Origin of the sequence: Draconibacterium sp. IB214405 (assembly GCF_033963885.1) — a bacterium.
Taxonomy (GTDB): Bacteria; Bacteroidota; Bacteroidia; order Bacteroidales; family Prolixibacteraceae; genus Draconibacterium.
In genome coordinates this window covers 184,530-206,242 of sequence record NZ_JAXBMA010000003.1, presented here as the reverse complement: position 1 = coordinate 206,242, position 21,713 = coordinate 184,530, and the positions used below count along the sequence as shown (strand labels likewise).

At 39.5% G+C, this 21,713-nt stretch carries 16 protein-coding genes; 10 read left to right on the top strand and 6 right to left on the bottom strand.

Annotation, left to right across the window (positions count from 1 at the left end; translation table 11 throughout):
- Window positions 1-64 precede the first annotated feature (64 nt).
- A complete protein-coding gene (locus SLH46_RS10835) occupies window positions 65-4,432 on the bottom strand; it encodes a translocation/assembly module TamB domain-containing protein (RefSeq protein ID WP_320281205.1) in 4,368 nt (1,455 codons plus the stop codon).
- 187 nt (window positions 4,433-4,619) lie between these two features.
- On the opposite strand from SLH46_RS10835, the gene tsaD reads away from it, so the two are divergent.
- Together tsaD and sfsA are read left to right on the top strand one after the other, a co-directional pair.
- The gene (tsaD, locus tag SLH46_RS10830) at window positions 4,620-5,648 is read left to right on the top strand and encodes a tRNA (adenosine(37)-N6)-threonylcarbamoyltransferase complex transferase subunit TsaD (RefSeq protein ID WP_320281204.1); all 1,029 of its coding nucleotides are present in this window, start codon (window positions 4,620-4,622) and stop codon (window positions 5,646-5,648) included.
- Window positions 5,649-5,658: 10 nt separating this feature from the next.
- Window positions 5,659-6,351, top strand: coding sequence for a DNA/RNA nuclease SfsA (gene sfsA, locus SLH46_RS10825; protein WP_320281203.1), 693 nt, complete (start codon window positions 5,659-5,661; stop codon window positions 6,349-6,351).
- A 50-nt stretch (window positions 6,352-6,401) separates the two neighbouring features.
- On the opposite strand, the gene SLH46_RS10820 is transcribed toward sfsA, so the two are convergent.
- Both SLH46_RS10820 and SLH46_RS10815 read right to left on the bottom strand, forming a co-directional pair.
- Window positions 6,402-6,917: a DUF4251 domain-containing protein gene (locus tag SLH46_RS10820; RefSeq protein ID WP_320281202.1), complete on the bottom strand. Its 516-nt coding sequence runs from the start codon at window positions 6,915-6,917 to the stop codon at window positions 6,402-6,404.
- Window positions 6,918-7,030: 113 nt separating this feature from the next.
- Complete coding sequence (locus SLH46_RS10815; protein WP_320281201.1) at window positions 7,031-8,611, bottom strand: beta-N-acetylhexosaminidase; 1,581 nt, start codon at window positions 8,609-8,611, stop codon at window positions 7,031-7,033.
- A 117-nt stretch (window positions 8,612-8,728) separates the two neighbouring features.
- Here SLH46_RS10815 and SLH46_RS10810 point away from each other — a divergent pair, with 117 nt between their 5' ends.
- Window positions 8,729-9,397, top strand: coding sequence for a B3/B4 domain-containing protein (locus tag SLH46_RS10810; protein WP_320281200.1), 669 nt, complete (start codon window positions 8,729-8,731; stop codon window positions 9,395-9,397).
- On the top strand, window positions 9,397-9,948 hold the full coding sequence (locus tag SLH46_RS10805; RefSeq protein ID WP_320281199.1) for a 1-acyl-sn-glycerol-3-phosphate acyltransferase: 552 nt from the start codon (window positions 9,397-9,399) through the stop codon (window positions 9,946-9,948). The genes SLH46_RS10810 and SLH46_RS10805 overlap by 1 nt, the downstream gene beginning before the upstream one ends.
- A 70-nt stretch (window positions 9,949-10,018) precedes the next feature.
- Here the strand turns inward: SLH46_RS10805 and SLH46_RS10800 are convergent, their stop codons facing one another.
- Window positions 10,019-12,673, bottom strand: coding sequence for a DUF5686 and carboxypeptidase regulatory-like domain-containing protein (locus SLH46_RS10800; protein ID WP_320281198.1), 2,655 nt, complete (start codon window positions 12,671-12,673; stop codon window positions 10,019-10,021).
- 79 nt (window positions 12,674-12,752) lie between these two features.
- Window positions 12,753-13,307 carry an HD domain-containing protein gene (locus tag SLH46_RS10795; protein WP_336624375.1) on the bottom strand — a complete coding sequence of 185 codons (555 nt, stop codon included), beginning with the start codon at window positions 13,305-13,307 and terminating at the stop codon, window positions 12,753-12,755.
- Window positions 13,308-13,389: 82 nt separating this feature from the next.
- Between SLH46_RS10795 and SLH46_RS10790 the strand changes: the two genes are divergently transcribed.
- From SLH46_RS10790 to SLH46_RS10775, 4 genes are all read left to right on the top strand, one after another.
- Window positions 13,390-13,848, top strand: coding sequence for a CYTH domain-containing protein (locus tag SLH46_RS10790; protein WP_320281196.1), 459 nt, complete (start codon window positions 13,390-13,392; stop codon window positions 13,846-13,848).
- A 124-nt stretch (window positions 13,849-13,972) separates the two neighbouring features.
- The gene (locus SLH46_RS10785) at window positions 13,973-15,949 is read left to right on the top strand and encodes a DUF3078 domain-containing protein (RefSeq protein ID WP_320281195.1); all 1,977 of its coding nucleotides are present in this window, start codon (window positions 13,973-13,975) and stop codon (window positions 15,947-15,949) included.
- Between the two features lie 38 nt (window positions 15,950-15,987).
- Window positions 15,988-16,362, top strand: a complete 375-nt coding sequence (locus SLH46_RS10780; protein WP_320281194.1) for an SRPBCC domain-containing protein — start codon at window positions 15,988-15,990, stop codon at window positions 16,360-16,362.
- The gene (locus SLH46_RS10775; protein ID WP_320281193.1) at window positions 16,362-16,859 is read left to right on the top strand and encodes a cupin domain-containing protein; all 498 of its coding nucleotides are present in this window, start codon (window positions 16,362-16,364) and stop codon (window positions 16,857-16,859) included. The genes SLH46_RS10780 and SLH46_RS10775 overlap by 1 nt, the downstream gene beginning before the upstream one ends.
- Here SLH46_RS10775 and SLH46_RS10770 read toward each other — a convergent pair.
- On the bottom strand, window positions 16,848-17,318 hold the full coding sequence (locus SLH46_RS10770) for a DUF4268 domain-containing protein (RefSeq protein WP_320281192.1): 471 nt from the start codon (window positions 17,316-17,318) through the stop codon (window positions 16,848-16,850). The two genes, SLH46_RS10775 and SLH46_RS10770, sit on opposite strands and share 12 nt — an antisense overlap.
- A 55-nt stretch (window positions 17,319-17,373) precedes the next feature.
- On the opposite strand from SLH46_RS10770, the gene SLH46_RS10765 reads away from it, so the two are divergent.
- Together SLH46_RS10765 and SLH46_RS10760 are read left to right on the top strand one after the other, a co-directional pair.
- On the top strand, window positions 17,374-18,258 hold the full coding sequence (locus tag SLH46_RS10765; RefSeq protein WP_320281191.1) for a hypothetical protein: 885 nt from the start codon (window positions 17,374-17,376) through the stop codon (window positions 18,256-18,258).
- A gap of 386 nt (window positions 18,259-18,644) precedes the next feature.
- Window positions 18,645-21,707, top strand: coding sequence for a SusC/RagA family TonB-linked outer membrane protein (locus tag SLH46_RS10760; RefSeq protein WP_320281190.1), 3,063 nt, complete (start codon window positions 18,645-18,647; stop codon window positions 21,705-21,707).
- Window positions 21,708-21,713: the final 6 nt, after the last annotated feature.

Here is a 21,713-nt window from a genome sequence, read left to right as displayed (position 1 = left end):
TCAGTTTTTTTAATGATTTTTAAATATTGTAAAACACTGTTTGGGCAAAAGAAATAATTATGTTCTAGTTTTTATTCTTATTGAAAAGCTTGGTGAGCTTTTTAAACAGTTCGTCAATCGAGTTGTACTCTTCTTTAAACGATAAACCAATTCCCTGCGTGTATGGAGCGGTTTCGTAAATCAGGTTGTTATTTGAACGATTGTAAGCTTTAAACAGAATTTTCCCGCTGCGAACAAGTTTAACACTCATTTCAAAATCACCAACAATCTGGCTACTGTTGTTGCTCATTCCGTATTGGTTGGTATTGTTTCCAATGTTGCCGTTAAGCGTAACACGGTCGTTAAATATTTGCGTGCTCAGAGCCAGTTCAATTTCATCGTCGGTAACTTCGTTTCCGGGGCGATAGTTAATTCCAATATCCCAGTCTTCATCAATTTGTGAGAGCCAGTTACTCAGCTGATTCGAAAATAGCTCACTTGCAGTTGTTCCAAGCATATTGGCGTTTTGTGCTTCAAAACTACCTCTTAAATACTCTGGAGTGTAAAATTTACCCAGAACAATTAACGAAAGAATTTGCTTGTTAAGCTCTTCTTCTGTACTAAAATATTGCGACAATTCTTCTTTTAACCGCTCTTCAAGGTTCGGAAACTCAATGTCGAATGCAATGGTTGGATTGATTAACTCATCACTCAGGTTAATCAAACACTCAACCTGAACTCTACTTTTCTGGTTTAACAGATCGTCTCTGCCCATAAACACATCGTACAACGACGCTTTTAAAGTATAGATTGCCTGTAAATCGATTATAGCATTGTACGGATCGCCCGACCATACAATCGAACCGCCCGGCTCGATGGAAAAACGTTTGTTCATTACATTATACAATGTAAACAGGTAATCTCCCTGAGTAGGGTTGTAGTTGCCCGAAAGGCTCATGTTATAGTCGTCATCCATCTCAAACAGGAGGATTCCTTCTCCACGGGCACGAATAATATCGCCAATTTGCGAATTGTAAATAAGCTGAACATCGGCATCGGGAGTTGCTTCAACCGTAATACTTAAGTTGTAACCGCCATCGTCAGCTTTCGAGCTGTTTGAGAAAAATGTGGATTCTTTAGTGGTTTCCGGTTTTACAAATTCCAAAAATTCGTATTGCGATAACTGGCTCTGGCTTTCCATCGATATTTTAATATCTGTTCCGGCTAAAGTGGTTCCGTAACAAGTAATATCAACGGTTCTGGCTTCTCCAACGATTTCAAGGCGTCCGTTTGCCATTACCAAACCGTAAAACTGTTCATTCTGAACAGGAGTGGTATTCATCGCTTTTATCTTTTCCGAACTGAAATTCAGGTTGTATGTCATGTTCTGAAAATTTTGATGAACGATTTCTCCATCAAAAATTCCCGGATTATTATCGTCGTCATAAACCGTAATGTTGTCGAAAACAATACTGTTTCCTCTAAAATAGACCGAATCTGTAAACGTTAATGGCACTTGCGTAACATCAATTGTTAGTCCGGCATTTGTTCCGTACAGCGCACCATTTAATTGAATATTATTGGCTGTTCCTCCCAAATGAACTTTGCCCGAAGCCAATCCTCTGAAATCGGAAAAGTTTTCGCGCATAAAAGCCGATAAAATTATCACCGATGCGCTGTCGACACTAATATCAAAATCGAGTGCGCCGGTTTCGGGAGTGTAAGCACCAACTGCATTGAAATTTAATTGCTTATTTCGTACAATTTTGAGCTCGGAATCGATGGCTGAATTTTCTTTATTCCACTGACTTGATAAGGAAATGTCACCCATGTATTTGTCTTTGTAATACAGGCTGTCGATTGACAAATCCGATAAAACAATCGGTTCTTCAAATAACCGGGAAAAGCCAAAATAGCCGTTTATCTTTCCTTCCAGATCAATTTCTTTTTCAAAATATTTATCGAGATAACTCAAATCAATATTGCTCATGTCAAGGTGAACAATGTCGGCTTTTTTGTTTGTTACGCTGCCGTTAATAGCGAAGGCCTGGTTGTTGTGATGAATTTTGAATCCTTCGATGCTAAACGATGAAGAATCAATACTTGCAGTAAAAGGTTCAACCGACCAAAGTGTATCGGCAATGTAAATCCTTGATGGATGCCCTATAATATCGATGTGTCGGTGCCCGGTTGAATCGGCAAACGAAAAAACGGATTGCGTTCGTATTGCACCGCTATAGGTTAATTCATCAAAATTACTCCACGAAATAACATTGTCGAGCACATTATCCTGCACCTTGGAGTCGACCGTAAAATTGTACATTTTAAAACCATTTGCCTGGTAAAGCTCACCAACTCTGAACTTCGAATTAAAGCGTCCGGCAGAAGTATTATTCCCGATATACATATCGCGGGCCCAGTTGCTGCCAAATTTTACCCCCGGAATACTGCCATTTAAACTCAGCAGGTTTTGCGAAGCATCAATTTTACCATAAAGTAAAAACGGTGCTTCAAAAGCCAAATCAGGAACAAAAATATCGATTAAGGGATTTATTTCCTTTACATAAAGGTTAAAGTCAAACTTGTTTTTACGGCCTGTATTTTTCTGGAAAGGCAAATGTGCAGCCGGTACATAATGGTTTACCAGCTGGAACAATTCGTTTTTAATATCACGAAAATAGTAGGTACCCAGAATTTCGGCATCGAGAAAATCTGATTTTACCTCAAGTTTGTTTTTGTCATCTTCCTGAAAAGCTCTGAATTCAATACCTTCGAGGTTTACTTCTCCGTTTCGGTTGGCATAAAATCCTTCTTTTACCGAAATCAATCCGTTTACGTTATCGATTTTGTCGCCGGTAAAATTGGCTTCCATTTTAAAAGCCATACTTGTTGCCGGGAAGTTTTTGGTAAGGTTTAATTTGCCCGGATAAGCATGTCTCAAATTCAGGTTAAAATCAAAACGCGGGACAGCTGTGTTCAGGTCGAGTTCGCCAAGAAAGGTAAAATCAATATTCGGATCCTGAATCTCAAGCAGTCCGTCAAACATCTTTTCGCGTAAAATACCGTCGAACGACAGGTTTTTATAGTTGTAATTGTTGTAATGAATGCTATCGATACTTCCTTTAAAAATACCTGAAACTACTTCGGTGGTTTTATTAAATTGTCCGTCGGCCGATCCTTTTAAAGTAATTGCACCCAGGTTTTCCTGTTTAAAAAGTTCGCCAAGTTGAAAGTCGGTGGTAGCAACATTTCCACGGTAATAAACCATCCCGCTTTGCTCGGGCATTACCAGAATATCAGTTGTTAAACTTCCCATTTGGCTTTCTAGTGTTCCAAAGGTTACAAAGTCGGTTAAGAAACCACTAAAATTACCTTTAAACTGCAGCTGACCAGCCTCGTAAAAACTTTCAGGAAAACGGATAAACCTGTTCTTTGCACTGTTTGGCAAACGTATGTTACTAATGTCCTCGAACGATGTTTTTGAATTTTTCAGATCCAGAAACAAATACATATTTACAGGATCGAACAGGTCGTTAATGTAGAAATCGAGCAAAGCGCTGGTTTCATTTCCTGTTTGCAGATAAATATTCCGTCCTTTTAAGTCGTTAAGCGTACCATATATAATTCCGGAAAGTTTAACTTTTTCGTTCATTCCTTTTAATGAAGGTATCAACGAACTCAACTCCGTAATGCCAATTTCAGAATCAGCCACCTGAATATCCATATCAAAAGGCCGGTTCATGCTGTCGTTAGCGGTGTAAAACTGAAAACGCATATTGGTATTTGTAACTGATGAACCCGAACTCACCATGTTAAAATTGTCGATCGAAAGTGTTTGTCCAACGTTTTTCACATCGGCCGAAGCATGTTTAAGCACCAGTCCTTTACCGTCGCTGGCACTTAAATCGTCAATTCTAAACGATAACGAATCACGGTAGGAGTAAAAGTTCGAAACACTTAAATTCAGGTCGCGGGCTTCAATTGTGGTATGATCTTCAGTACTGTTATTCGAATAAGTGATTTGCATATCGCCAAACTCAAATTCACGACACGCAAAAGTCCAGATGTTCATCGTGTCTTTTTTAGGACCCGCTCCGATATTTCGAATGAGAAAACCAAAATTGAACAACTCCGTAGAGTCTTTTGATAGATTTATGCTGTTGTTCCCAAAACTCAGATCCCGCAATACGATCTGTTTGTTTTTAAACTTCAATGTATCAATTCGGGTGCTGATGTGTTCGCTGTAAATTAACGTATCGCCCGCCTGGTCTTCGATAAGCACATCCTCGAGTTTTACCCGGTTAAAAAAGCCGATATCAACCTTGCCAATCGAAATGTTGGTTTGCAAATCTTTCGATAGCTTATTGGCAATTTTTCGCGTAATCTGTGTTTGAATCCAGCTGTTTTGAAGTATTACAAAACCGGCACTAAACAACATGATGAACGTTGCCAACAGAATGATGAGTATTTTCCAGCCTTTTTTAATAGTTTTGCAATTTTTAAACGAACATAATCCATTTCAGTTAATAAACAGGAAAAGGATCAGGCGTTTTGTTAACGAATCATTTTTAATAAGTGCAAAGATATAAACCCAATGGCGTTTATCTTGTTCTAGTAACGTTAAAAAAGGTATTATTTATATGACCGCGAAAGGAATTACAATATTGGGCATCGAATCATCATGCGACGATACTTCTGCTGCCATAATTCGCGATGGGGTTATCCTGTCGAATGTAGTTGCGAGTCAGAAAGTTCATGAAGAATACGGAGGTGTTGTACCCGAACTGGCTTCGCGTGCGCACCAGCAAAATATTATTCCGGTAGTTGATCTGGCCATGAAACGTGCAGGTCTCAATCGCACAGATATTTCGGCAGTGGCTTTTACCCGCGGACCGGGTTTATTGGGCTCGTTATTGGTGGGAACATCTTTTGCCAAAGGTTTCTCGCTGGCATCAAAAATTCCGTTAATCGATGTAAACCATTTGCAGGGCCATGTTTTGGCACTGTTTATAAAGGAAAATGGCGTTGAATTTACACCGCCTAAATTTCCGTTTTTATGTTTGCTGGTATCGGGTGGAAACTCGCAGATAATTATGGTTCGCGATTACCTTGATATGGAAGTGATCGGTCAAACTATTGATGATGCTGCCGGCGAGGCTTTTGATAAATGTGCAAAAGTTATGGGCTTGCCATATCCGGGCGGTCCGCATGTGGATCGACTGGCAAAAGAGGGCGACCCGCTTAGGTTTGAGTTTTCGCGTCCAAAAATTCCCGGGCTCGACTACAGTTTTAGTGGACTAAAAACCAACTTCCTGTATTTCCTGCGCGATAACTTAAAAACAAACGAGAAATTTATCGAGGAAAACCTGGCCGATCTATGTGCTTCGTTACAACACACGATTATTGAAATATTGCTTAGCAAATTAAAACGCGCTGCCCGCGAAACCGGTGTGAATGAAATTACTGTTGCCGGTGGTGTTTCTGCAAATTCAGGACTTCGAAATGCTTTGCAGGAAAATGCCAAAAAGCATCGTTGGAACCTGATCATTCCAAAATTTGAATACACAATGGATAATGCAGCAATGATTGCTATTACCGGTTACTACAAGTATTTAAATAAGGAATTTGTAGGTCAGGATGCTGTTCCTTTTGCACGAACCCAACTGTAAAAATCACATTTTGAAATTTGATAAAGAATTGGTGCATGGGAAGCTGATAAAACGTTATAAACGTTTTTTGGCTGATATTGAACTTGACACAGGCGAAATTGTTGTGGCTCATTGCACCAATTCCGGCTCGATGAAAAGTTGCCTTGAAAATGGGGCAGAGGTGTATCTTACTCCGGTTGACGATCCGAAACGCAGGACAAAGTTTACCTGGGAAATGATAAAGATTAACAACGATTGGGTAGGCATTCATACCGGAAATCCGAACAAGCTGGCTTTCGAAGCAATTTCAAATGGACTGATTCCCGGATTGGAAGGATATACAACCGTGAAAAGGGAAGTAAAATTTGGCGATTCGCGCTTTGACGTTTACGCTGAAAACGATACCGAAAAGTGTTTTGTGGAGGTAAAAAACGTTTCGATGAAACAGGATGAATTTGCTTTGTTTCCGGATGCCGTTACAACACGCGGGCAAAAACATTTAAAGACTTTAATCGAAGTAAAAAAGCAAGGAATGCGCGCTGTAATGCTGTATGTTATTCAACGAAGCGATGTGCATATTTTTGGCCCGGCAAAAGAAATAGACCCTGATTACGCAGCTCTGTTAAAACAGGCTTGGGAAGCGGGTGTTGAAATCTTCCCGATGCAGGCAAAAGTTACTCCTGAAGAAATTACGTTTGTCCGAAAATTACCTTTTCAGATCTAAAAAAGCCGGAACAGATTAATCTATCCCGGCCTTTTGAAATCCTAAATATTTTACTTTTTCTCTTCAATAGGAATTAAGTCTCCCTGGTAAGAAATGTGTTGACGATTTGTGCTGCTAACACTCAGCGATGTAGAACCGGTTGATCCCACGCTAAAAGTGAAATCTACTCTGTCGTTTTTATTTTTTGCGGTGAACTTTATAATATATCCACCTTTCTTCCCATCCTCCACACTTAAATCTTCAATTTTCGATTTAAATGTCATTGGCGAATCGCTCGATCCATAATCGGCTGAATAAGCACGTCCAAAATAGGGGAGGTACGAATCTACTTCATTGTCTTTTAATACCACGCTGTAATTCGTGGTTAAATTACGGGCTTTCCCGGTTGTAGGAAGCATTCTGATGGCATCAAACTGCCAGGTGTTGGCTTCAATAATTTCTTTTGTTTGTTCGGTAAGCATCGCTTTACGCTGAGCTTTTTTCTCTTTTTTGCTTAGTCTTTGATCTTGTGCCTGTACCGCTACTATCGAGATGATCAGAAAACTTAACAATAATATTTTTTTCATGACATTAAATTTTCTGATCAAATTACAAAAATTATTCCAAGCTTTCTACAATGCGGGCAAAGAAAAAGGGATATGAAAACATACCCCTTTTCGTGCAGTTTAACTAAATAAAATCAGTTTCTATGATTCCTGAAATTTATTCCAAGTTTGGATAAACGTTTATAATCAGTATCTAAGCGTTCTGAAAAGTCATCAAAATCTTTTAATTCTTTTGGTGTCCAGGCTACTTCTGCTTCAGCCTGCAAACGAGGTAGCAACATGTATTCTGCTTTTTTGGTTGTCGCAACATATTCCGTCCACAAATTGGTTTGCACACCTAAAATATATTTTGCTTGTTCCTCGGTTAATTCTTCAGGAATAGGCTCGTAACTGTAAACTTTTTCAACAGGCAGAAAACCTCCTATTGCCAGTGGCTCGTTGTCCTGGTCTTTTGATTGATAATAATCGATGTACATGTGGGTTGTCGGGCTCATCACCACATCGTGATTTTGTTTGGCAGCTTCAATTCCACCTTTTACACCACGCCAGCTCATTACTGTTGCCTGTGGTGCCAATCCACCTTCCAGAATCTCGTCCCATCCAATCAAACGTCTTCCTTTCGATGTTAGGTAATGATCCATTTGGGTGATAAACCAGCTTTGCAGTTCGTGTTCGTTTTTCAGGCCTTCGGCTTTAATTCGCGCCTGGCAAGCATCACATTTTTCCCATTCATCTTTTGGACATTCATCGCCTCCGATATGTATAAACTCCGATGGGAAAATATCCATCACTTCGTCTAAAACATCTTTTAGAAAGTCTAAGGTTTCATCCTTTCCGGCGCAATAAACATCTTTATGCACACCCCAGGTTTGTTGCACAATGTACGGACCACCTGTACATCCCAAATTCGGATATGCAGCCAGTGCTGCCGACGAATGGCCGGGCATTTCAATCTCCGGAACTACTGTGATATAACGCTCAGCTGCATATCGTACAATTTCGCGGCATTGATCTTGTGTGTAAAAACCTCCGTAACCAATTCCGTCGTTGCCTTGTCCGCTTCTGTAATGGCCAACAACGGTTTCGTCGCGCCAGTGCGAAATTTCGGTCAGTAAAGGATATTTTTTTATTTCAATACGCCATCCCTGATCCTCGGTGAGGTGCCAGTGAAAAGTGTTGATTTTGTACATGGCCAGAATGTCGATGTACTTCTTCAAAAAACTCACCGGGAAAAAATGGCGGCCAACATCCAACATATTTCCACGCCAGGCAAAACGTGGTTCGTCTTTTATTTCAACACATGGAACTGCCAGCTGTTTTGTTTTCGATTCTACAGGAAGTAGCTGCTTAAGCGACTGTACACCATAAAATAAACCATTTGGTTTAGCGGCTGTAATTACGATCGAGTTTTCGGTAACTTTTAACAGGTAACCTTCATCTCCAATAGGAAGACTGCTGATTAGTTTCAACTCAATTTTCTTAGCATCTCCATTCAGTTTGATTTGATATACCTGCTCGATATAATCTTCAAAAAAGCTCGCTATGGTAGCAACTTCTGTATTCGACGCATTGTAATTTAGCGAACAGTTGTCATCAAGCGCAAAAGTTCCTTTCTTTGCAATCATTTCTGCCGGTTTTGGAATAATGGAGATTTCCTGTGCCGAAAGCACTGTTCCAAGAAATAACGACAGACATAAAACTAAAATTTTTTTCATGCTGAAATAGGTTTTAGATACGGTTTAAGATTTATACTTTCTACACAAAAGTAAAACCTTTTGTAAAAATTTAAAAAGAATTATCTCGAATAATAAAAATATAATTATCAAAAAACTATGCACCGGATTACAATTGGAAAGGAAATAGCTGAAAAAGTACCGGAAATTGTTTTGTCGTGTATTGAATGCGATGTCGTTTACCAGGAGCAGAATGGTGATCTTTGGAATGAAATTGGAGAAAAGATCAAAGAATTAAATAGTACACTGAAGGTAGAAGAAATCAGCAAAATTCCTGCTATTGCAGCTTCGCGAAGAGCCTATAAAAAATGCGGAAAAGATCCTGCTCGCTACCGTCTGTCGGCAGAAGCACTACTTCGCAGGGTATTAAAACGCGGCGAGATTTACCAGGTGAATAATGTGGTTGATCAGCTAAATCTGGTGTCGATTTCGAGCGGTTTTTCGATTGGTGGTTACGATGCTGATACAATTGAAGGTGATATTACCTTTGGCATTGGCGCAAACAACGAACCGTATGAAGGAATTGGACGAGGCGAGTTAAATATTGAATTTATGCCGGTATTTCGGGATGCCAAAGGAGCTTTTGGAACACCAACCAGCGACTCGGTGCGTACTTGTGTTACGAACAAAACAAAACGGTTTTTGATGATTATTATAGCTTACGAACCTATTCAATCAATAGCAGAAGCAACTACACAGGCGCAGGAATTGTTGACAGAATATGCCGGCGCCAAAAATTTTGAATTAGAAACTATACAAACAATATAATGAAGGGAATTTGTAGATTTTTACTAAAACTTTTGGGGTGGACAGCGGTTGGAGGTCATGCTCCGGTGCAAAAATGTATTATAATCGGGGCGCCACATACCAGTGCGTGGGATTTTGTAATCTCGTATTTGTTTTACACTTCGAAAGGGGCTGTTGCCAATATCTTAATTAAAAAGGAGTTTTTCTTTTGGCCGCTTGGTTATTTTGTAAAAAAGATGGGCGGACTTCCAATCGATCGTTCAAAAGGGGCAAATGTAATTCGTCAAACTATTCAATTGATTAACAAACGCGATTACATTCATCTGGCCTTAACTCCTGAAGGAACACGCAGTTTGAATAAAAGGTGGAAAGCCGGTTTTCATATCATTGCCAAAGAAACCGGGATTCCGGTGTATCTTGGTTATTTTGACTGGGGAAGAAAAGAAATTTCGATTGGCGAGCCTTTTGAACTTTCGGACAGTGCGCAGGACGACATTAAACGGATGAAAGATTTTTACCGCGAGAAAGGTATTAAAGGGAAATTCCCCGAGCTATTTACCACCGACTATTAATGCAGGAAATTATTCGAAAAAAAGCAGTTTTTCAGAAATCTAGAAAAACTGCTTTTTTTGTTGGTATGGATTAATCAAACACAGAAATGCTCAGTTTAACCTGAATCCTTTCAAAATCCGATTCGTTAAAACCTGCAAATACACCAACATTTCCGGCAAAAAACAGGTTGTTTAAACTATAACCAACTTCCCAGTAATTGTTGAACTCAGGCGTTGTGAGGTAGTTTAAATGTAGGCTTTCGCTCCAGGTTCGTTTGTTTAAAATGGAGAAGTATCGAAGTAACAAATATTCGCTTCTGAATTCGGCCATTACATTTAAGTAGCTCTCATTTGTGCTCAGCAAATAATCATCAACCAGCTGGAAACGGTGTGTGAAAGGTTTCAGCATGAGCGGTATTTCCGCCGAACCAAAATGTTTGAATTGTGAAAAATGCAATTGATCGGCATTAAAATAGTAGCCGGCGTTTAGCTGCCAGTCGATACCGGCACTTGGCGTAATATTTGCCTGCTGATGCACTGAAAAATCGATACGGGTGAAGTCGGAAGTGGCATTCAAAATGTCAGGAATACCTTGTTTAAAACTCAGGTCGAACTCATAAAAATCATTCATAAACAAAAATGGCGATTCTTCCATCCATGGTTTTCGCTGCGACTTCCGTAAATTCATTCCAACGGTGTAGCTAAAACTTTTTTGTTCAATCAAAGCAGGATTGTCGGCGGTGAAATTTCCTGGTAAGTTCGGTTCAAAATCTTTATAATCCGACAGCGGGAATGAGATGTTATTTTCGAGCGGATAAAAATGATCGTAATTAACACCTGCATACATTCTGAAATACTTTTTAAAACGTTGCGAAAAATTCAGATGTATGTATTCGTTCTCGTAAAACCGCGAGTAGTTTTCGCCAAAAAACCACGAACTTAAAGCATTAACGGCTGGTGTAATACCGAGGTCGCCTTTAAAATCATTGCTTTGTTTACCGGCATAAATACCAATCTGGTTTCCATCGCCAAGGAAGTTGACAAAGCGGGTATTTACACTGCCAAAAACTGATTTGCGGTTAAAGGCATAACCAACCTGCGGGGTAAGGTAAATTCGTTTTGTCGAGTCAACCAGAAAACGTATTTGTAGCTCCTGCCGGTATTTGTAGCCGTCAACCGCGTTAAAATCAAAATTTACGGGAGACAACAATCCGTCGTAACCTATCCTGATTGTGGAGTCTTTGCAGATGTCATAACTTCCGGCAAAAAGTTTACCCCAAAAACCATTCGACGTTTCTTTTCCTGAAGTTGAATCTTTTACCGTACCACTTTTCATTAATTTTAGCGAATCGGCCATGCGATAACTTGCAACTTCGGCCTCGGTAAGCGGAATGCTTCTAACGGTATCCCAAACCACATCGTTTTGTAACGAATCTTCCTCTTCCAATATCTGGTAATTTCCGTATTCAGGCGTAACAATCGTCGTGTCTTTATACTGTTCTTTCAAGATTTTCCGGTTTAAACGGGCCACTTTTTTTACATCTGCATTGCTGAGTTCTTCTTTGGCATTCAGGGCCGTAAGCTCTTTTGCCAGCTGTTTTTCTTTTTCACCGATTGCTCTTGCGGGCTGAACTTCCTGGTTCTCGGCAACAGTAGGACTCACATAACGCTCGTCGACGTAGTTATTGGCTATCGAATCATATTTCACCGAAGCACCGTAATAAAATTGTCCTGTAAGTCCAAGCATGCCAAAATCGCCGTTTATGTTGTGCGAAACCGGAAGCCAGTTGCCATCTCCAAGATTTTCAAACTGTTGTTTTATGTGGTAGTTAAAGAATTCGAAACTTGAACTAAAATCGAGGTTATAAATGCACCACAGTTTGTCGACAATGTAAATAAAACCTTCAACCAGCTCGTCGCTTTTGCGTTTTGGCGTTACCCGAATTTTAAAAACATCAAATTCTCCAACGGTAATAAATCCTTCGTAAACAAAGTTGTAATGTTTTAATGCCAGCACCGATAGGGGTGAAATTACCTCGTTCGGACGTTCGTCGTAAAAACTGGCTGTCATCAATCCCATAACCGGAGGCTCATCAAAACCGGTAAGCGAACTTTTTTTACTGATCACTTTTTGGTTGTACTGATCGGGATAGTCAAACGTAATCCGGTTTTGCGACTCAATTACATATGTTACGTTCTCCTTAAAGTAGTCTTTGAATTTTCGGCCATCTTCAACTTCCTGTTTTTTAATCAGGTTCGGAATGTTGGTAAACGCGAAGTTGCTCTTGATATATAAATCCGCGCTGTAATGTTTAATTTTTCCACGGTAATAAGGCGCTTTTGCAATGGCCTTTCGTATGATAAAATAGGCCGGATCTTCATCTCCCGGAAAAACCTTAATCTCGGCAAGTTCAAAATTCTGAAATTTAAGAATAACCGGAATAAACAGGCTGTCGGTTTGCAGGTTTATTGTTTTGTCTGCTTGTTCATAACCCATCGACCGAATGGTAAGATGATAGGTTCCTTCCGAGAGGTTAAAACTAAAATCGCCGTTTTTGTTTGATGTTGTACCTTGACGTGTTTCGGCAATATAAATTGTTGCGTAGGGAATCGGCTTCTTTCCCGAATCGAGAATTTTTCCTGATAAAACTTGTCCGTTTACCAGTGTGCTGGTAAGTAGTAAAATCAGGGTGATGCACAATCGCAAACCACCTTTGGAAAGTTGTTTAATTTTTTGGGTGTACATGGTTTTTTTCTGTTTTCAACTGCAAGAAAAACAAAAACTTCGGTCAAACAATGTAATATATTGTTAAAAAGTGTTTTTCTTAAAGTCCCAACTCATCGCTGATGTTCTTCATTGCATTTACTGCAAGTTCAGAAAATTCAGGCAGAGGTATTCCAATTTTTTCACATTCCAGAATATTTTCGCGTTTTACCGATGCAGCAAAGGCCTTTTGTTTCATTCGTTTTGTTACCGATTTTGGTTTTACACTGGCCAGCTTTTTATCCGGGTATACCAAAGTGGTTGCCGTAACTAAACCTGTAATTGTTTCGCCCGCAGCCAGTGCATGCTGAAAATCAGAGGTGCGTTCTTTCCCGGTTGCCACCTCGTTATGCATAATAATTGCATCGAGCATTTCGTCGGTAACTTTTCCTGCCAGTATTTTTTCGGAATAAGGCCCGTGAGTGTATGGATCGGCATTTGTAATCTCCACGTCGATATCGTGAAGTAAACCTGCCAGTCCCCATTCGTCTTCATTTTTCCCCAGTCGTTGTGCAATTGCGCGCATCACTGCTTCGGATGCCAGACTATGTTTTCGCATGTTTTCTGCCTTAACATTCGTCTCAAGCAGGTTAAGAGCTTCGTCTCGTGTAATCATTATCAAAGTGTTTATATTCGTCACTTTAAAAATAGTGATAAATTTGTCGTTGTTATTTGTCGCAACAACTAAACTTATTATCATGATAGAAATCGAGCGGAAATTTCTTGTCGATACCAATAAATGGAGCCCAAAAGATTCGGGGAATCCTATTGTGCAGGGTTATCTTTCAACCGACAAAGAAAGGGTAGTGCGGGTGCGTATAAAAGGTGATCGGGCATGGTTAACCATAAAAGGCAAAACGCAAGGAATTTCGCGTATTGAAATGGAATATGAAATACCGGTGCAGGAAGCCGAAGTTTTATTGGAACTCTGCCACGATTTTCCTATTCGTAAAAAGCGCTATGTTGAAGAAATATACGGTATGACCTGGGAAATAGATGTATTTGAAGATAAAAATAATGGGCTCGTACTAGCGGAAGTTGAATTGTCGGATGAAAACGAAAAAGTTGAGCTGCCCGACTGGGTGACAGAAGAGGTGAGTGCCGATCATCGTTATTTTAATGCATGGTTGTCGGAACATCCTTTTGTTTCGTGGTAAACAGCAAGTTTTTGAGACTAAGCAAATTAAAAGACGAGTGTTAATTGTTTGGGTATTTAAATTGTGAGATAAGATAACAATGGTATTATTTTTGCGTTTTATCCGAAAGTTAAAAACAGAGTATATGTTCTCAGGAAAAGGGAAAATTCTTTTATTCATTCTAATATTTATCAGCTTCTCGAAACTTTTATTTGCGCAGCAACCTGAAATTGAAACTGATCAGTTGCGCCAAAATATTGAGGTTTTAAGAAGCTATTTTATCGAAAATAACAATTGGCATGTTGTTAAAAAAGAGGTTGGCGACGATGTTGATGCACTGCTTCACTATGTTGAAGATGAGCGCATTGGTGAAATCATTAAAAATCTGAATGACACAAATCGAACGAACGACGGCTATGTAATGCGTTTACCTGAAAATGTTGAAGATAGTCTTAGCGTTCCGGGCTTTGTGCCTTATGCCGATCAGCAAATGGAGGTTCGGATTATTGAGTCGCAATACCAGGCCAGTATGAAACCTGAGGAGATAAATGTGCCACCTTCCGTGCGCCAACAGGCCGAAAACTTAGTGGAACAAATTCCAGAAGGGCAGGGTATGCAACTAATTGCTGATTCTGTTTATGCCTTTCCGGAAGAATTATATATACCTGAAGTTATTCCCGATTCAGTATTAAACTCTCCGGAAATGTTTAATGAATTGGTAAGAAGAGATAGTCTGAGAAGAGAATTTGTGGAAGAGAAAAGGATTTCCTATAACGACTCGCTAAAAACGGAATACATTAAAAGCTATCAGGCTGAGAAATACGATGAAAATCTAAGGTACCGTATCCGACGTTATAAGGACGAGGTTAAACTTAACAATTACAATGTCCTGAAAGAATATAACGATCAGGTAGTAGCTCAGGTAAACGATTCGATAAAAGCGGTGTTGGATGCACTGATTCAATACGCTGATTACATCGATACCACCCAAATTTCGTTTGTTAATTTATATGGCGAAAGGGAAGATATTTTATTACAAAACGGGCATGAACGCTACTCCCGAATCTGGTTAAAAAACCAGCAGAATGATTCGCTGGCGGTTATGGTAAAAAACACTGACAACCGTACGGTTCAGATGTTGATTGACGATGGTGTGACGTTTTCGCGATTTAAAGAAAAACAAACCAAAGATTTTGATTTTGGGAGTTTGAAACCCGACTTTAATAAATTTAAAGGTGTTGGAAAAAGTTATGAGCTCGAAACACCCTGGAATATTGGTGGCGACGGAAGTATCGGACTTACCCAAACATATCTCGATAATTGGAAAAAAGGGGGAAAAAGCTCACTGGCTTCGTTGATGGTACTGAAAGGATTTGCTAATTATTCGCGCAAGGATGGAAAAATAAAATGGGAAAATTCGGCCGAATTCAGAAACGGATGGATAAAACCCGGGGGCGAGGATTCGGAGTTGCAGAAAAATGACGATAAGTTTGAACTAACCTCGCGATACGGGATAAGTGCATTTAAAAAGTGGTACTATAGTGCCGAGCTAAACTTTAATACGCAAATATTCAGAGGTTACAACTATCCAAAGGCGGATAATCCCGATGCGCTTTCTGCATTTATGGCGCCATCAACCACCTATTTGAAAGTTGGTTTGGATTATAAACCCAACAAGAACGTGTCATTGTTACTGTCGCCACTCACCATGAAAAACGTTTATGTTCGCGATACTGCATTGGTAGACCAAACAAGCTTCGGTATTGACTCGGGAAGAAAAGCGTTTTGGGAGCCTGGTTTAAATGCCGATCTCACTTATAAAACCAATTTAACTGAAGACATTTCGTATGAAACGAAATACAAAATGTTCATTAATTATAAAGATCCATTTAAGAAATTTGACCTCAACTGGGAAAACAATTTTAAGATGGCGCTGAATTCCTATATCGATTTAAAATTGATGCTTCACTTTATTTATGACGATGACGTGATGTTCCCAATTTACGATAGTGAGGGCAGCAAAATCGGAGAAGAAGCAAAGCTTCAGGTGAAAGAATTTTTTACCATTGGCTTTTCGTATAAAATTAACAGGAAAGTGATGCGAACTCACCGTATTCGTTAAGATATTTTATACCTTCGGTAATCAAATCGTACAAGCAAATGAAAGACTTAAAACGCTATTATATCATTACCGCCGACCCGAAAGACGTTTATAACGCACTCACCAATGAAAAAATGCTGGAAATCTGGACAGGCGAGGAAGCTGTGATGCCGCTGGAACCAAACTCCGAATTTTCGTTGTGGGGTGGAAGTATTTCGGGTGTAAACATTGAATTTGAACAGGATAAGAAAATCGTTCAGAAATGGTTTTTTGGCGAAGAAGAAGATTCGATGGTGGTAATAAAATTACATCCACATAAAAAAGGAACCAGCCTTGAATTACAGCAAACTAATATTCCTGATGACGCATTCGATAACATTTCAGAAGGCTGGGATGAAGACTACTTTGGGGCACTGAACGAACTGTTTATCTGATGCACTCTGCAGCTTACTGGATCAAAAAACTTAATCTGCAACAACATCCCGAGGGTGGTTGGTTCAAAGAAATTTATAGATCCGGAGATGTAATTCCGTCTGAAGCATTACCCGAAAATTTTAGTGGCGAAAGAAATTGCTCAACATCAATTTATTACCTGCTTGAAAAAGAAAATGTATCATCGTTTCATCGTATAAAATCTGATGAAGTATGGCATTATTATGCAGGTTCATCAGCAATCGAAATTTTATATCTTCATAATGGAGCTTTATTGTCGCAAAAGCTTGGCAGTGATTTTGACGCCGGCGAACAATTTCAGTTTGTAGTGCCTAAAAATACCTGGTTTGCTGCCCGGCTGACCGATTCAAACGGTTATGCTTTGGTGGGATGTACGGTTTCTCCCGGATTTAACTTCGATGATTTTGAGCTGGCCGATGATTCGTTAGCTCAGGACTTTCCTTATTTTGCCGAGGAAATCAAAAAACTAATTCTTTAATTCTTCCTGCAAAAGATCTCTTATTTGAAGAAAATTGGACTCCAGTTTTAGCATATTCTCAATGTAAAAGTTGAAAATATCGGGCCATTGATTTTGCCGATGGAAATCGACATCATTCAGCTGAGTGAAAATCCGGCAAACCGCTGCTCCGCTGTCTTCGCGTTCGTGATAAAATTCCCATTCCAGTCCGTTTTGAAAACCTTCTTCAATTATAACTTTATATCGCTCAAGAATTTCGTAAGCCTTTAACCGTAGTTTTTCGTTTTTGTTTCCCAATTCTAAAATCACTTTGGCATCTGTTCGGCTTACATCAAAACGAAGTGCAACGCCTTTTATCTTCGTTTTGTGCAACATCCATTTTCTTTTTCTGAATTTTAATTCGGGGTGTGCGTCACATCGTTTTCCGAACAACTGCCAGAAGTCAACTTTTAATTGTTTTAATTCTTCTCTGGAATACATGCGCCAAAGGTAAACTAAATTTAATTTTTATTTTTAAGCTTTTAACGGATAAAATATGGTTCGAAAATTACTGTTTCTGTTTATTGGGGTCGTTATATGTAATGTCTCGTTCGCGCAACTTGTTACGGTTCAGGCTGATTACAATTCGATAGGTGACTGTGTTTTTAGTGCAACCAACAATGCCAAAGTACCAATGTACCTGCACCTAAATATTGCAGATTTGGAGAATACGACATTTAACGAAACGCTGCCGTATATAAAACGTCTGACATTGGGTTATAATAACCTTTTTACCTTGCAGCGCGATCTAGATGCAGATGTGCCCCGTTTTAATTATGAAATAAAGACTTTCCGGTCGAATCCAACGGCTGATGTAGATTTGGATTTTCCATATTTAATTCCTTTCGAGGAAAAGAAAACGGTTCAGTTTTTTGATGTGAAAAATATAGATGGTTTTTGGGGAACTGAAGGATTGGATTCCTGGTATGCGGTCGGTTTTCATACTGATCCAGGATCATCGGTGTTGGCCTGTCGGAACGGTATCGTAACCGAAATTGTAGGTAAAGTCAGAACCGGTGATTCGCGTAACTGGTATCATACCTGGACGAACTGCATTACACTGTTACATCCCGATGGTACATTAATCTGTTACCATGGAATTGCTTGCGATCCTGAAAAAATTGCCGTCGGCGACAAGGTATTTGCCGGGCAAAACATAGGGGAGATGCTACCCGGCAGTAACGAACTGGTGGTTTTAATTTTTCACGATTCGTTATACACCAAAATACTGTCGTTTATTATTCCTCAATTTGTGCTTTCTCCTGATGGTAAACACGATATTTTAAACTCCACGGTTCCTTATCAGGTATATCACCCCGATGCAGTTGTAGGAATGGAAATGACCAAAAAGGAAAAACGAAAATACCTCGGAAAACAGTAGTCTTTTCGGTTAGTAGAATCGTTTCATATAAATAAGTCACTAAGTATATATTGTCATTCAGAAATTGTTAAACTGATTTGTACATTTATATAATTGTTAAAGAATATTAAAACATTTCTTGCAAATTCGTGTTTAGGGCTAATAAAAAGTGACAAAAGTCGCATTTATTTGTCGCCCATTAATTAAATTTGTCAAAAGTATGATTAGATAAGAGGTCGAATAACAATAAGTTATGAAGAATTGGAATACAAAACAAATAGAAATTACAGCGTAGTATAATTTTACTTATTGATGTAAAAATTTGTTAATTGGTGTTTTTTTTCTCTAATTTGTGTTATGTAACTAAGGTGAGTGAGTTATTTACTAATATTTATAAATTTTATTCTATGAAAAAAATTGCGCTAATGCTATTGGGCATTGCCTTGTTTGGCGTGCTTATGGTTGAAGCACAGGTGAAAAGTATCACCGGTACTGTAACAAGTGCTGAGGATGGTACTGGGATCCCAGGTGTTTCAGTAAGTGTTAAAGGTACTACAATTGGTACAGTGACGAACATTGATGGTCAGTATCAGTTAGATGTGCCAAATGATGCACAAACTATCGTATTCTCTTTTGTAGGTATGAAAACTATTGAGGCTCCAATTTCGGGGTCAGTGGTTAATGCTACTATGGAAGCAGATTACGTAGGAGTTGAAGAAGTGATTGTTACTGGTTATACTTCGCACCGTAAAAGTGAGGTAACCGGTTCTTCAGTTCAGGTAAGTGGTGAATCGCTGGCCAATATGCCTGTTGCAAGTGTCGACCAGGCACTGCAAGGTAAAATTGCCGGTGTAAACATTTCTTCTTCTTCAGGTACTCCGGGTTCTGTACAGAACATTCGTATTCGTGGTAGAAGTTCGATTACCGCAGGAAACGAGCCACTTTATGTAATTGACGGTGTTCCAATGGTAAACGGTAACTCTTCAGCTACATCTTCAGGTTCAAACTTATCGATGCTTGCGACATTGAATAGCAACGACATTGAAAGTATTACAGTTTTGAAAGATGCTTCGGCTACTGCAGCATACGGAGCACGTGGTGCTAACGGTGTAATTGTTATTACTACTAAATCAGGTAAATCAGGAAAAGCTGACATTAATTTCTCAGCAACTTATGGTTTCTCGAATGATGCTATCGACGGACCAGGTGTATTAACCGGTGCAGAAAGAGAAATGCTGGCATATGAAGCATTATATAATACATATGGTGAAGATTATGGTTTGGCAAGTCCTGCTGAAGCTGGCGAATGGTATGCTGAAACCGGTTATTTCGGAAATGACTATGTACTTTGGAATGAAGCAGGAAGACCGGAAACTGACTGGGCTGACCTGATCACAAACGAAAATGCACCAATGCAAGAATATAACTTGTCTGCTAGCGGTGGAACTGAAGGAGTGTCGTACTATACTTCAGTTGGTTATATGAGCCAGGAAGCAACAGTTATTGGTTCTGAATTTGAACGTTTCTCGGGAGCTTTAACTTTGGATGTTGATTTATCTCCAAGTTTGAAATTCACCACCAGAAACAATGCATCTCATTCATACCAGGATGGTTTATTGGAAACCAGTGCATATTTCTCGTCTCCTCGTGCTTCAAAATTCTTTATGCCTTCTATCGATCAGGCTTATAACGAAGACGGAAGTATTAACTATGAAACTACAACGCTTCCTAACCCGTTATGGATTGCACAGGAAGATATTGATGATTCTAAATTGACAAGAATCCTTTCAAACAACAGTTTGACCTGGGATACTCCGGTTGAGAACCTTTCTTTCACAACCAGAGTAAACATTGACTATAGAGTTTACAACTACAAACGTTATCGTAACCCGTTACGTGGTGATGGTGATGGAGCTACTAACGGTTATGGCTGGCAAGCTCACCGAAACAGTGTAAACTACGTATTCCAAAATATGGTAAATTATTCATTGTCTTTAGACGGTGGTCATAATTTCGATTTCTCAGCTATCCAGGAATACCAGGAAAACAGAAGATATTATTTGGACGCTGATGCAGATAACTTTACCGATGTTGGTTTAACTAACTTAAGTTCTGCAGGTAACCCAACTTCTGCATTCTCTGAATATACAGATTGGAAAGTTGCTTCTTACCTGGGAATGGTACACTACTCTTACGATGGCAGATATGTTGTTGATCTAACATACCGTAAAGAGGGTAGTTCACGTTTTGCTCCTGACAACCGTTGGGGTGATTTCTGGGCTGTTGGTGGTGCATGGAACATGCAACGCGAAAACTTCATGTCGAATGTTGAGGTTGTAGATATGTTAAAACTAAGAGCTTCTTACGGTTTAACTGGTAACGCCAACATTAGCTTGAACCAATACCAGGCATTATTGAGTTACGATTCTGATTATGCAGGTGAAGGAGCTTCATACCCTGGAACTTTTGGTAACAACGACCTATCTTGGGAAACTTCAAAAACTCTGGATATAGGTGTTGACTTTGGATTATTCCAAAACCGTATTAGCGGTTCGATAGGATATTACAACCGCGAAACACAAGACATGCTACTTGATGTACCGTTATCTTTAACTACTGGTTTTAACGAGCAGACACGTAACATTGGTAGAATGGAAAACAAAGGTTACGAGGTTGAATTAAATGTTGATATCATCCGTTCAAGAGATATGAACTTGTCGATTGGCGGTAACTTAGGTACGAACAAAAACGAAGTACTTGAATTGGCAACCGACCTGAATGGTGAAGAAATCAATATTACAAGTACAATTGATCGTGTTGAAACAGGTCATCCTGTTTACGGATGGTACATGCCAACATGGGCCGGTGTAGATCCTGATACCGGTGATGAGTTGTGGTACATCAATCCTGAAGAAAGTGATGAAACTTCAAGTAACTTCAACGATGCTGAGCAAGTTTGGCAAGGTGGAAGTGCTATTCCTAAAGTTACTGCCGGTCTGAACCTGCACTTTGACTTTAAAGGAGCATTTATTGATGTAAACGGATACTACGCAGGTGGTCATAAAGTATACGAGGGCTGGCACCGTTATACTCACGGAACAGACGTATTCTCTGTGTTCTATTACCAGGGAGTTGATTTATTGTTAGACAGATGGCAACAACCGGGTGATGTTACCCGTTACGGAAAATTTGAGTACACAGGTCGTCCATGGCAGCGTCACTCTAAATTTTTATACGATGGTGATTACTTCCGTTTGAAAGACGTAACCGTTGGTTACGACTTTAACCCAAGTCTTGTAGATGCTATTGGATTAGGTGGCGTTCGTGTATTTGTTCGCGGAACAAACCTTTATACCTGGGTAAAAGATGATTACCTGAAATACGACCCGGAAGTAGGTCCTAGCGGTGAAACAGGCTTAGCAACTCCTCCGGTGAAATCGTTCATTTTTGGTGTTAACGTAAAATTCTAAGAAAGT